Source organism: Flammeovirga pacifica (assembly GCF_000807855.2).
Classification (GTDB): domain Bacteria; phylum Bacteroidota; class Bacteroidia; order Cytophagales; family Flammeovirgaceae; genus Flammeovirga; species Flammeovirga pacifica.
Genome location: NZ_JRYR02000001.1, coordinates 3,715,313 through 3,730,087, shown reverse-complemented (window position 1 = coordinate 3,730,087; position 14,775 = coordinate 3,715,313). Strand labels below are relative to the sequence as shown.

4 protein-coding genes are annotated in these 14,775 nt (G+C 31.9%); all 4 read right to left on the bottom strand.

The window, feature by feature from the left end; genetic code table 11:
* Positions 1–4: 4 nt before the first annotated feature.
* A complete protein-coding gene (locus tag NH26_RS14615) occupies positions 5–7,717 on the bottom strand; it encodes a T9SS type A sorting domain-containing protein (RefSeq protein WP_044227355.1) in 7,713 nt (2,570 codons plus the stop codon).
* A gap of 313 nt (positions 7,718–8,030) precedes the next feature.
* The gene (gene guaA, locus NH26_RS14610) at positions 8,031–9,563 is read right to left on the bottom strand and encodes a glutamine-hydrolyzing GMP synthase (RefSeq protein WP_044227352.1); all 1,533 of its coding nucleotides are present in this window, start codon (positions 9,561–9,563) and stop codon (positions 8,031–8,033) included.
* A 142-nt stretch (positions 9,564–9,705) separates the two neighbouring features.
* Positions 9,706–11,202, bottom strand: a complete 1,497-nt coding sequence (locus NH26_RS14605) for a RagB/SusD family nutrient uptake outer membrane protein (protein WP_084812190.1) — start codon at positions 11,200–11,202, stop codon at positions 9,706–9,708.
* Positions 11,203–11,207: 5 nt separating this feature from the next.
* Complete coding sequence (locus NH26_RS14600; protein ID WP_084812189.1) at positions 11,208–14,306, bottom strand: SusC/RagA family TonB-linked outer membrane protein; 3,099 nt, start codon at positions 14,304–14,306, stop codon at positions 11,208–11,210.
* Between the last annotated feature and the right edge of the window lie 469 nt (positions 14,307–14,775).

Sequence of the window (14,775 nt, the reverse complement as noted above, 5' to 3'; positions counted from 1 at the left end):
TTAATTATTTCATTATCATCACTTTTACAACATGAACAGTATTATTTGTAGTGAGTTGTAAAAGATATAGACCAGTTGGTAGTTTAGTATTATTGTAAATCATTGAGTAGTTACTCTTATTTCTCAGATTTTCTTCCCAAATCTTTTTATTATCACCTAATGTTATCAATGTTAATACCGCATCCATAGTTTCAATAAATTCAATATTAATATTTAGATGACCATTTGATGGATTTGGATAAACATCCATTGAAACCACCTCTACTTCTTGTTGATCAGGTTGTTGTTTTGGATCAAAAATCACCAATCTTCCATTAGTACTTGTCGTTACTTCGATCTCTCTTTGGATCTCAGCAAGACAGCCAGACAACATTGCTCTAAGAGTTATTGTATGCGTCCCTTTTTCAATAAATCTTATTTCTAGTTCATGATCTGAACTATCAATTATTGCTACTTTTGGTTCAATTGACCATTCTATATTATCAGGTATAGGCCAAGAAAGATCTATAATATGATAAGTATCAATCCCATGCTCTGGCGATGACTCTATCACATAATTAGCATTTAGCAAATCATCTCTTGTTACCACTTCAAAAGAAACACTTTCTTGACAGCCCAAAGTATTAGTCACTTTCAATTGATAATTACCAGGTGATGTAAATAACATTTCACTTTCTTCAGAATAAAGTCCTCTATCAGAAGTCCATTCTACTTTACTCCACTCACTTCCAGCATTTAAAGAAAATGTTGTTCCTTCACATATTTCTATTAATTCTTGTAAGTTCGGAACATTAATCTGAATAGGTTGAGGATCTATGATTGTGTGATCCAAACTAATTGAGCATTGATTTTTATCTGTAATCGTTACTGAATAGTTACCAGCCTCAAGGTTAGTTGCAGTTGAAGTTGTTTGACCATCAGACCATAAATACGTATATGGAGCAGTACCTCCAGTTACCATTACATTAATTGATCCTCCAGATTCCCCAACACATGAGGGATTTTTAGGATTTACAATACTTGCACTAAGTTGAGAAACCTCTGATAAGAAGAAGCTCTCTTCTACCAAACAACCTTTATCTTCATCAGTAATTGTTACTTTATATATTCCTGATGAAATATTTTCAAGTTTTGATTGATTAGAAGTATAGCCCTCCCAAACAAAATTATAATTACCTGAACCTCCTTTAACAATAAGTTCAATACTTCCATCTGCACCACCGTTACATAAAGGTTCCGTTACAATAAAATCAGTTATAACTATAGGATCTGGATCAATAAAACGGTTATCATAAATAGATGCAGAACAACCTTTTTCATCTGTTATATTTACATCATATCTTCCACTTTCAAAACCAGAAATAGTATATATACTTCCTTCATTAGAAATCTTAACTTCTGCCCCTAAATCAAATTGATAATCACCTGTGCCACCTGTAATATCTAAAATCATACTTCCATCAGCACTTCCTACACAAGATGGATGAATAATTTGGTTAAGAGTTATAACCATAGGAGTATTCCCCCCAATACTAATATCAAAAGACGAAGAAAACCCTGATACATCTGTTACTTTAGCAGTGTATGTTCCTTCAGACACACCTGATAAGGTGTTACCTCGTTGGTTATTATTCCATTCTATAAAATAAGGAGCCGTCCCTCCTGTTATTTCAATCTCTACAGATCCATTTCTTGCACCATAACAAGCTTCATCCTCCTTATTAAGAATAGTAACAGCTAATAATTCAGGCTGTTGATCTATATTAATTATTGTATCTTTTTGACAATTATTTTTATCAGTTATTAAAACTGGGTAACTACCAATTGAAAGGTTTTCTAATGTATTACCATACTGCTGTTGATCTTTCCAAAAAACAATATATGGTCCAACTCCTCCTCTTGGCGAAATTGAAATACTACCATTACTAACTCCATTAAAAGTGGGATTAGAAATCACAATATTATCTACAAAAAGTGTTTTCGCTTCCGGTATTTCTACTGTTGTAGAAGTAGTACATGTAGGATTATCTGAATCAGCAATTGTTACATCATACGTTCCAGAAGGAACATTAGTAAGAATTTTCTCATTAGACACTGACCTTAATGTATTAATGTCTACCCAATTAAAATTATAATTTTCTGATGCCCCTCCCAAAACTTGTAAAATAACTTGACCGTCCATTCCATCAACACAATTCGGGGCGAGAGCTAACTCATTAATAATAGATAAATCATCAGGGCTAGCTAAAGTGAAAGAAGATTGAACTTTTATTCCATTATTATCTTCTAATTCTAGAATATAATTTCCGTCTAAAAGATTATTTATCGAAGAAGTTGTTCCTAAAATATTATTATTTTCATCCTTCCAACTTATATTTCTTATATCAGCAGCAATTCTATTGATTAATTCAAATGATGCCGTACCATTAGGTGTGTTCCCACATGAAGGATCTTTCGTATTAACGATTGCTGCAAATTCTACAATATCAGCTGTATTTGTATCTAATATTTTTATATCCGATGAACATTCAGGGATTCCATCATAATATAATGTAAACTGATACTCTCCCTCAGATAGGTTTTCTAAAAATATAGCTTCATGATTTACAGTTAGAGATTGTATATTCAACCAACTACCATCAGCTTGTTTTTTATCAATTCTCAGACTTCCTTTTATTGTATTTGCATTGAGAAAAACAGTATAATTGTCATTACTAACATGAAGTACTTTATCAATTTCTAGAGTTAATGCTGGTAAGATTTCAATATTTTTCACTCTAGTTGTTGTCTTCCAATCACAACTTTCACTTTCTCTAAATTGTAAAGTATAGTTTCCTGATGGTAAAGATTGCCATTCTAACTTTTCAATCGAATTGGGGTTTGTAACACTTAATTCAGCAGTTAAATTTCCCTTACTATCTATCCATCTAAATAATGTACCAGAAGAGTTTCCTAAGGTATTGAACCAAAGACTACCATCTAGAATATTTTCACATGATTGATCTAAAGCTCCAATATTTGAAACCAATGGTAATATTATACTTGGCCTTTCCTCAACATAATATACACCATAGTATTTCAAATTATCATCAAATTTTTCTAAAGCATTTTCATATCGAGTTTCTACTTCACATGACATTAAATCAGAAATATGAACTCTATATTTTTTATCTCCGAATAACTGATCTACAATAACATCATGACTATCTACTGTTTGAGAATAAACTAAAGAATCATATCCCCCTAAATTAGCTGTATTTTCTACATAGACTGTTATTGTATAAGGTAAATGACCTCCTGTAATATTCATTGATAATTCTCCGGATGGAGTGCCATAACAAGAGGTTTGTATTGGAGTAATATTAGCAATTAAAGGGTCAGGCTCTCTAATTGCTGCTTGTCCATAAGCAAACTGATCTGATGAAGCAGTCTCTCCAGTAGGACCTACATATCTAGTAACAAATACTGTATCAATATTTCTATAATTAGTACATAGAGCATCTTTTAAGGATAAGGTATATGTTCCAGCTTCAAGGTTATTAATTACTATTTGATCTGTAGCTGAAATATTTTCCTCTACTTGAATTAATTGGATTCCTTTTCTCACCTCAAGAGAATACAACTCTCCTGCTCCCCCATAAAAATTTGAAATTGTAAAAAAACCATCTTCTGCTTCAAAACAACTAGTAGAATCAGATTGTACTTCTATAGAAAATGGAAAGTAATCTGATAAATAATACATAAAAGTAGTAGGCCCAGACCATTGATCTCTAACAATTGGATCTAGATTAATTTCATCAACTGCTGCTTGATTAAAAGTTTGTATAGTATTTAATTGGTCAATTTCATAGAAAGTTTCTACATACTCTGTTTGAGTATCGTCAATTATTTCACATGGACAACTATAAGCATCTTTTAAAGTAAATGTTTTGCTACCTTCTGCTTCATTATAATCTTCAAGATCTTCATAAATCCTAATATCATTTCCAAAAGTTAATGTATAAGATTGACCAACAGCTACAGGAATTCCTCCTTTAATTTCCATTTTTATAGTGCCATTATTAGCATCTATACAATCCGGTGCTTTAGGTTTTAAGAAAGCAACTTCTATTGCATGTGGAGGGATTAAGGTTGTATTTGTTTCTGCTATAGTATTTTGCGAATCCTCAACGGTGATTTCTAAAATTCCAGCATGGATTTGATTTACATTTGAAACCACTTCCCATTTATTTTCGGCATTCTTAGTAACATCTACATTTATTGTTACAGATTCAGCTCCTCTATTAAAAGTGAATTGATAATATTGACCATCGGTTGGTACCGGATGAGTTAATGGAATACCTCCTGATATATTAAAATAGGCAATACCATTTTTAGCTTTATTTCCAAAATTACATTGTACATGATAAGCAGATGAATCTGGATGAGTTTGATAATTTTCAAGACTCTCAATAGTAACAATTAATTCTTCAGGTTCAACCAATTCAATATCTTCTGATATTACAATATCTCCTGAAATAGATGAGTTATCTGTTACAATTGTAGATAGATTTGAAAATTGTGTTGGAAGAGTTTGATTAAAATATTTATCAACTACTACCACTTTATAATAGCCCTTTTCCAAACCTGTGAACTCCTCCACTTCTATATCCGAAAATGGAGTTGCAGATGTATTTACTAAGGTATACTGTGTTTCTCCTTCATTTTTATGATAAAGGTAAGCAGTATAATTTTCAATACCTTCTGATACGCTTATAGAAATAGCTCCATCATTCCCTTGATACTCCGAAATATCATATCCTAAACCTCCATAATTATGTACAGACTCAAATTGATCAATTTGAAGTGGGTTTGGTTTAGATAAAGTTACTGAATTGACAGTACTAGATGCTGTACAACCTAAATTGTCTGATAATGTATTAATTGTATAATCACTACCTTTCAATCCTGAATATTCATAAGAAGTAGCAATATCACTTTGAAAATAATTATCTGAGGAGTTTTCATCTTGTAATGTTAATGCATAAGGTGGCTGACCTCCTATTACAGTAGCTTCAACTTTACCATCTGTACCATCAAATCTAGATACATGAAATATTTGATCACTCTCACTTCTATATTCTTCATTAATAGATAATGTGATACCAATAATCTCTGGTTCGTTTAATACAAAAGAAGTGGCAGAATAAAATCCTCTTAAATCATTAGTAGACAGTAAGTCATAAACAGGTTTTTCTAAAATATAAATAGAATAGTTTCCAGCAGGAAATGTCTTGTAATTCCCTCTTTCTTCAGTGTCAAAAGATAATGGATCAGTTAAAGTATTTATTCTTTCAAATTGATCTACCTGAGTTGGAGCTTCAGACCCAATATAATAGTAAGGAGGTTGATAACCATCAATAGTGGAAGTAATTGTCGAGCTTAGAGACACATTACCTCCATTACAAATGATCTGAAAGTCATCTGTTAATGCTTGTTGACTACTTAACGACAAATCACCAACAGCAGCTTGTACAACTGAAAACGATTCGCTTGAAGACACCCAACATTGACCAGCATATTCATCTTTACCTAGTTCATCCAAAGCACTCACAATTGTATTCTTGTCAGTATCATTGGGATAAAGTCTATCTGTTATTAATAATCTATATTCAAAATCTGGATAAAGTGAACTAATATCAATATTATTTCCAGAAGGTTGAATATTAACACTTTCTGGCAACGGTTCCCAAATAATATCTCCATCTCTATTTATATAAGATTTGTAGATGTAATATGTTAAATCTTGGTCACCTTGAATGTTTAGCGAAAATTTAGCTAGCTCATTTGGGATATTTCCCATTGAATAATGCGTTTCTGTATATAATGGATCTGTACCATTATCAGAAATAATAACTGGAGCTGCTTCTTGTAAAGAGATGGTTTGAGTTTGTGAATAAGTTACTACATCATTAATAGATTCAGTAATTTGTACACTATAATTTAAAGCATTGCCGTCATATACCCCCACATTAACATCGTTAAATGTGACCAATAATTCATTATTTACTCCAAAGTCACTTGCTGAAAAATTTTGAGAAATTTCATTTCCATCATCATCTATTAAAGTAACTGTTATTCCTTCATCAGGAATAACATTTTGTCCACTAACAAATATAGAAAAGGGAACATCATATGATACAGAAAGTGAATTAGAAGATATATGTGGAATTGTCCTTCCTAAGGAAATATTATAAATACTTGGTCCTCTAATGTTATCAATATTATAGATTACTCTATTGTTATCTATATCTTTATTTTCTACCCAAAAAGAATTTTGTGTTGTATTATTAGTAACAAATAATTTTACATAATAATCTCCATCAAGAAGGTTTTCAAAAGATAAATCAATCCCATATGCTACATCAGTAAGCTCTGAAATAGGGTCAGATACATTATTTTCAAATAGTTTATACGTATAACTGTAACCATCAGTATTATTATCATCAATACTTAAATTACTAACATTAATGGTACCCGACGGGTTTGAATTATCAATGTTTATCCCTTCTACTGTAAAAGTCGGAGCGTCAGGACTTGTTAAATTTATATTAAATGTACTAGTTTCGCGAGGATCACAATTAGTTGATATAATTATATCTTCAATAGTATGTTCACTTCTATATTCTTCTGGATCTTTTTTGTCTATTGAAATATCTTGACTTATATCTCTATAACCACTATTTGTATTCCCATAATAACCACCAGAAGCAGTAAAATTTATGGAACTAATTCCATAGTATGTGGATTCTGTATGATTATAAAAACTAGGATTTCCAGGGTTAATTTGTACTCCTTCAACTGATAATACTTCCTTTGTTATTCCGTTAAAGTTTATTTCAAATTGTGTGGGACAAGAAGATTGAAGACTATTTATTGATATAAAATCTTCGAGGTATTGACTGTAGGTCACAAATTGTTCTGTATCTCCTGATGTTTCAGTTATTTGAACAAAAAAACCTTGATCCTCATCACCGTTAAAATAGAGTCTAATTTTATTACCTATTTTTACTATTTCTAAATTTTTATTTTGATCATTAACAATAGGTTCGTCTGTATCATTAAATTTTATAACATCACTATATATTGATACAGCTTGTACTTTTGGCACTTTACTATTATCAATTGTATACCAATTGCCATTGTCATTTTTAGGATATACAATAAGATTAAGTTCTTTGTTCTTGTAACTTAAATTTGTTAGGGTCAAATCGATATAACGTCCTTTACATTCATCAATAGCTGCTGTACTAATTGAAAAGTTGTCTTCTAGTAAGTTAGGTAATATGTAAAAATACATATATTGACTTTCGAAAGAAGATCTTTTCACTTTGATTCTTAATTGCTTTCCTAAATACTTTGTATCTGCACCAATTAATTCATCAGTTTCAATTACACTTGCATTACCCGGTACTACTTGTGTGAAAACACTTACCCATCCATCATCTTCAATGTTTAAAAAATCATCTTCTTTATTAGCATTAATTATATATTTTGGGTCTCTTGCCCAGACTTCAAAAGTATAATTTCCACCAATGAAGCTACTCTTTAGAAATGAAGGAGGACGAAATTTAACTTTACCACAATACACTCCTAAATCATCTCCAATTACACCATGTGTTTGTGAAAATGAATTAGTTATACAAATAAATAGAAATAATAAAGTTAGCTTATTCATGAAGTTGAGTCGTGTTTGTACGGCGCGAAAGTTTGTCGTAAAAAAATTTTTAGCTTATCAAATTTTGCTTTATTAACACAAGGTTAGTACAATTATGAAAAATAAAGAAACTTAAATTGTTAAATTTTTAAGTTTTTATAAGATTCAAACTACATTAATATAAATAGATTGAATTAATTATATTATTCATAAGAATAATTAAAAATATAATTAGTAAAAAATAGAAATCAATAAAAAAGGCGAAGAAAATTCTTCGCCTTTGTGATTGATGTTAGCTCTTAAAAGCTAACTAGTTAATATAGATAAGACTAGATTATTCCCACTCAATTGTTGCAGGTGGTTTAGAGCTAATATCATAAACAACTCTGTTTACTCCTTTTACTCTATTGATGATATTATTGCTTATTTCAGCTAAGAATTCATATGGTAGGTGTACCCAATCTGCTGTCATACCATCTAAAGATGATACCGCTCTTAAAGCCACTACTTTTTCATATGTTCTTTCATCACCCATTACACCTACAGACTGTACAGGTAGCAACATTGCGCCTGCCTGCCATACTTGATCATACAAACCATGATCTTTAAGACCTTGGATAAAGATATGATCAACTTCCTGTAAAATCGCTACTTTTTCAGCAGTTACATCACCCAAAATACGAATACCAAGACCTGGTCCTGGGAATGGATGACGTCCTAAAATTTCATCAGGAATATTTAGTGTTTTACCAACTAAACGTACTTCATCTTTAAACAAAGTGTTTAATGGTTCCACTACTTTTAATTTCATGTAATCTGGTAAACCTCCCACATTATGGTGAGATTTAATAGTTGCAGATGGTCCTTTAACAGAAATCGATTCAATTACATCTGGGTAAATTGTACCCTGACCTAACCACTTGGCATTTTCTACCAATTTCGACTCCATTTCGAATACATCAACAAAAACTTTACCTATAGCTTTTCTTTTTGCTTCAGGATCTGTTTTTCCTTCTAATTCAGTATAGAATAAATCTTTAGAATTTACTCCTTTTACATTCAAGCCTAAACCTTTGTAAGATTCCAATACTGAATCAAATTCGTTTTTACGAAGAAGACCATTATCGACAAAAATACAGTAAAGGTTTTTACCAATTGCTCTATGTAATAAAACTGCTGCAACAGATGAATCAACTCCACCTGATAGACCAAGAATTACCTCATCATCGCCTAACTTTTCTTTTAGTTCGGCTACTGTAGCATCTACAAATGATTCAGGTGTCCAGTCTTGTTTACAACCACAAACTCCTACTACAAAATCTTGCAGCATAAACTTACCATCTTTAGAGTGAGTAACTTCTGGGTGGAATTGAATTCCGAAAGTTTCTTCACCTAAAAGTCTATAAGCTGCTACAGGAATACTACTTGTACTAGCAATTACTTTGAAATTATCTGGAAGATTAGTGATTGTATCACCATGAGACATCCATACTTGAGATTCAGCAGGAATGCCTTTAAACATTGGACTAGTATGATCTATAAAGTCCAAGTTAGCACGACCGTATTCACGGTGCTCTGAACGTGCAACTGTTCCACCATTCTGATGGGCAAGCATTTGTGCACCGAAGCAAACACCTAATAAAGGCATTTTACCTCTAATGTCTGATACATCAAAGTTTGGTGCATCATCTTCTAAAACTGAGTGAGGTGAACCTGAAAGGATTACACCTTTATAGTCAGCGTGGTTAATTTTAGGTTCGTGATTGTAAGGAAAAATCTCACAATAAACGTTTAACTCTCTTACGCGTCTCGCAATCAATTGTGTATACTGCGATCCGAAATCGTAAATCAAGATCTTGTCCATAATAAAGAATGGTATTCAGAGATTATATTTTGATGCTTGCAAAGATGCTGTTTTTATTGAAAAAATAATAATATTTAACTATAATTCAAAAACAAAAAGCCATCTAATTATTAAACTAGATGGCTTTAGTTAATTCAAATTCTTTTTATTTCCAGCCTTTGTCTGAATAATCAATTCCTGGGATACCAATACTTCCACCAAAAGTATAATTAGGTAAAAGTAAAACATCTAGCTGTTGACCTGGTACAGGGAAATGATTTACAGTTCCTTTCTGTAATAAATCATTCTTACGCATCTCATAGAATTGAATTCCTTGTCCTGTTAGAATCAATTCAATATTTCTTTCGTAATGGATAGCATTCAATACCTCTTCTTTAGTAGCTCCTGAAGAAATTGGCGTTAATCCACCTCTTGTTACCCTAGTACCTGAATTAATAATACTAGCAGCTTCTGAAAGATTTCCTTTATGTGCAAGAGCTTCCGCTTTTAACAGACGATTTTCTTCCACCATAAATTCTGGTAGTGGTGTAGTCCATTCACTAACATATTCATCGTATCTTGCATATCTATATGAAGAGTAATGATAAATACCTCTTTCTGGTCTAAAATTATTAGAAGACAAATATTCAAAATCAGAAAGTAATCTTGCGTCATCTGAAGTAGATTCAGGTAAAGAAGTTGCATCTTCAGGCCATGTAGCTGGAGTATTTGGGTCCAACATATTAATAACTCTCATATCTATTCTACCCCACCCGTTATAAACTAGGTAAGTAACATAAAAATTATACCAAGTCACATCATCCATTAAAATAGATAAATCTTGTGAAATTCCATCAGTTGCAAATTGAACTACTTTATCCCAATTAACATTTTCGTTTTCTTCAGCATTTCTTGGTGCATAAGATAAAAATCTTGCTGCATAAGAACTTGCCATTTTTTTAAACTCAATATTTGTTAAGGTTTGATCTACAACTGGTAACCAACCTGAAGGCATTGTAAAATCATGATTATCACAAACTTCAATAGCCTTCTCAAGATTAACAACTGCCTCATTAATCATTTCAGAATAAGAAACAGGCTCAACGTTAACATCTGTCTCAGGTTCAACAATATACCCCTGATCAAATACAAGTCCTATATTACCATAAGTCATAGCTTTAATAAAATAAGCCATAGCTTCAACAGCATATAAATCATCTTGATTTAAGTCTTCAGAACTGTTTTTTAATGTTTCTATATTTTTGATGACAATATTTATCTGTGTATTATTACTATATAAATTTGTCCAAAAATTTCTTGTCATTGTCTCATTAGAATATTGTGGTGAATTATTCCATGATACCCTAGGCTCAGAAGAAGTGTCTCGCATTCCAAAATTACCCCAAGAACATGTAGAATTATCAGCCATAACATTCATCATCCATGAAGGGTTATCATTTGAGTACATTGATAAATACCAAGTATTCACCGACCCACCTACTAAACCAACATAATTATTCAATGTTGCGACATCATTTACACCTTGTTCAACTTGATCTCTTGAAGGTGTATTAGTATTTGTTACATCTAAGTCCATTTTCTCACAACCTACCATTAGGATTGCGGAAACAGATAAGATCTTATATATATTTTTTATTTTCATGTCAATTAAAATTCTAATGTTAACGAACCAGAAATCGTTCTAAAATTAGGATAACCTGCAAAATCAAAAGCAAATGATTGATTACCTGAAACATTGTTAGTAGTAACTTCAGGATCATATCCTGAATAGTTTGTGAATGTCAATAAATTTCTACCAATTACACTTACTTTTACTCCTTTAAATGCACCTCCTACAAAATTTGATAAGACTGCTTTTTCTACATTATAAGTTAATGCAAGTTCACTTAACTTAACGTATGATCCATCTTCAACCCAAAATTCATTGATGCTATTTGCGTCATAAAACCCTTGATAGTAAGATTCAACCTTTTTCATATTATCAGCTTTTCCAGCTTGATCCATCATGGCAGATCTAGAATCTCTTGTTAACCATTGTTGAGTTCTATTATAGATATCTCCACCATTTTTCCAGTTCCATAACATATATAAAGAGAAACCTTTATATGAAAAAGTAGAAGACAAGCCCATTTTAAATATTGGATTAGAATCACCTATTTGTGTTTGAATAGGTTGTCCATCTTCATCTCTTACTAAAATAGGTGCCTCGTCTGGTGTACCTTCAGTACCTTTAGCAATAACATATCCATCTGAGTTCACTTCAAAATCATCAACAGTAGATCCTTCTGGCAACTGGCTAGACATCTGATCTAACGACTTTACAAATGTTCTTCCGTACATCATCCCAAAAGTCTCTCCTTCTCTAATATAGAACGCATTTGCATCTTGTCCTTCAGGACCAGTTAAGTAAGCAGGAACATCTAATTGTGTTATTTGTTGACGTGTTCTATCCCAAATAACATTCATATCCCAAGTGAAATTCTTCTTTTTCAATACATTAATACCTAAACTTGCCTCCCAAGTATTAGACTCTAATGTACCTGCATTTTGCCATTGATAAGGCGCTTCTGCGAAAGCAGGCAATGGTACTTCTAAGAATTGATCTGATGTAACTGTATTTGCATATACTAACTCAAATCTAAATCTTTTCAAGAAATCTACATTTAAACCAAATTCTGTTTCAACTGATCTTGAAGGTTTTAAATCTTTGTTACCAAGAGTTGAAATACTTGCCTTACCATTATTTACAGAATAATTTTCATATTGTGCTGAAAAGTTAGGTCTTTGTCCTGAAATACCGTGTGCAGCACGGATTTTTAATTCATCAATACCTGGTATTGTTACGTCTTCTGATATTCTGTATGCACCAGATATTCTGTAATAATTTTGCCATCTTTCATTTTCTCCAAATAAAGATGAACCATCAACTCTGAATAACCCGTCAAAAATATATTTATCTTTATAATCTAATGATACAATAGCAAAATAGTTATGTGCCTTAACTTGAGAAACATAAGAACTAGCAGCAATTTGACCTTCAATAGCATCAAAAGATGGAGTACCAGGAACGCCAAAATCGTTACCACTTGTTTCACTCCACTCGTATTGATTATTCTCAAATAAATATGATAATTTACCCTTAGTAGTAAAATCACCAAACTTTTTATTGAAACTTAAAGTTGCTTGTAGAGTTTCTGCAAAATTAGATGTGTTTGATTGATATAAACTACCCTTAGAATAAACTGCATCTGAACCTGCGATAGTCCAAGTATCATAAGGATTATATGATGTATACTTTATATCTCTTTTTTCAAAAGCATATTGACCATCTAATCTAAAAGCATCAGAAATTGACCAATCAAGTTTATAGCTACCAAGCATTCTACTTCTATTTCTTTCATTTTCCTCTTTCCAAACTGGATACATTGGGTTAGTATTGTTTGTCCAAGGATCAATAGTAAGCAAATAAGGCTGACCATCAGGGTTTCTCAACTCAGGGTTATAATCAGGATCCATAAGAAGTGTCTCAAAAAAGATACCTCCATTAGATGCATTTTGTCCACCTGGTAAAAACGTTTTTGATCTTATATATAAGTTACTTGCAGAAAAAGTTAACTTATCATTCAATCTATGATCAATATTTACTCTGAAGTTTTGTCTATCATAACCTTCAGTTTCTTTAATAATTCCTGATTGAGCTGTATTTTCGAACGACGCAAAGAAATTCGTTTTATCACTATTATTTGAAACTGCAACATAATTTGTCATAAATTCACCTCCCTTGAAAATCTCATCTTGAGCATCAAAGTTTCTTGAATAAGGGTTATCCATAAACATATCATCCTTCGGTGTTCTACTACCAACTATGGCTTTATTTGCACCACCTTCGTAACCATCTGGATAAGTCACCCCATCATACTTTGTGTATCTCTTTTCGCTTTCCCAATCAGAAGCTAAATTAAAGTTATGGCTATTATTTAGTTTCAACTTTGTTGGCAAGCTACTCATACCGAATTCATTTCTAAGAGTAACTCTTGTTTTACCACTACCTTTTGTACCACGTTTTGTTGTAATAACCACAACACCATTACCTGCTCTTGAACCATATAAAGATGCTGCTGAAGCTCCTTTTACAACCTCATAAGATTCGATGTCATTAACATTAATATCTGCTAAAGAACCCTCAATCATTACACCATCCACAATAATAAGTGGATCCTGTGATCCTGAAATCTGAGTACTTCCACGTAATTGAATTCGTGAAGATGAACCCGGATCACCAGCTCCTGAAGTAACTGTAACACCTGCTACCTTACCTTGTAATGCTCCTGCAGCAGATATAGCGGGTACTTGATCTATTTGATCGGAACCAACTTTAGCTACAGTTACTGAAAGCTTTTTCTTAGGAGTACCAGAAGCAACACCTGATACTACAATTACTTCTAATTCAGTAAGATCCTCCTCCATAGATACGGAGATATTAGATTGGGTACCTACAGATATTTCCTGATCAGCAAATCCGATTAACTTTAATGTTAATACTGGGTTTTCAGCATCTACTGATAATTTAAAATATCCATCTACATTGGATACTGTACCTATTGTTGTACCTTTTAAAATTACTGCAACACCTGGCAATGGATCGCCGGCTGCATCTTTTACCGTACCTGTTACGGTCCTCTCTTGTGCAAAAGCTGTAAATACAACGCTCATCAAAAGAGAGATTAGCAAGAGTGCTTTTCTCATAATAAAAAAATAATTGAATTGGAACTTAAAAGTGTAGATCTAGGTACCTATTTAAAAAGTAGCTAATAGGTTCTTTCTCCTAGAATATCTTATTGAAATAAATAATGGCTAAAAAATAATGGCTAATAGATTGATTGCTATCGGTTTAAAATAGTAGAATGTTGTCATATGAAATATTTAGAAAGTAAGTTTAATAATTGAATCAAGTAGCAGAGAAAGTATTTTTTTCTCTTTTGGTATATGCAATTATATAACATTAACTTTAATTATCTAAATATATTGTAATTATTTTTTCAATTTATTTAACAAAAGCAAGTAAGAGTGAAATATTTTTCTAGAAAAAATACAATTTTTGATATTTACTTGGAGAAATAACAAACTGTCACATTTTTAGTATCTATTAATGTTCCAATCAATATTTATTTTTTTAGTAAAAAAAAACAGGTCTTCAAATATTGAAGACCTGTTA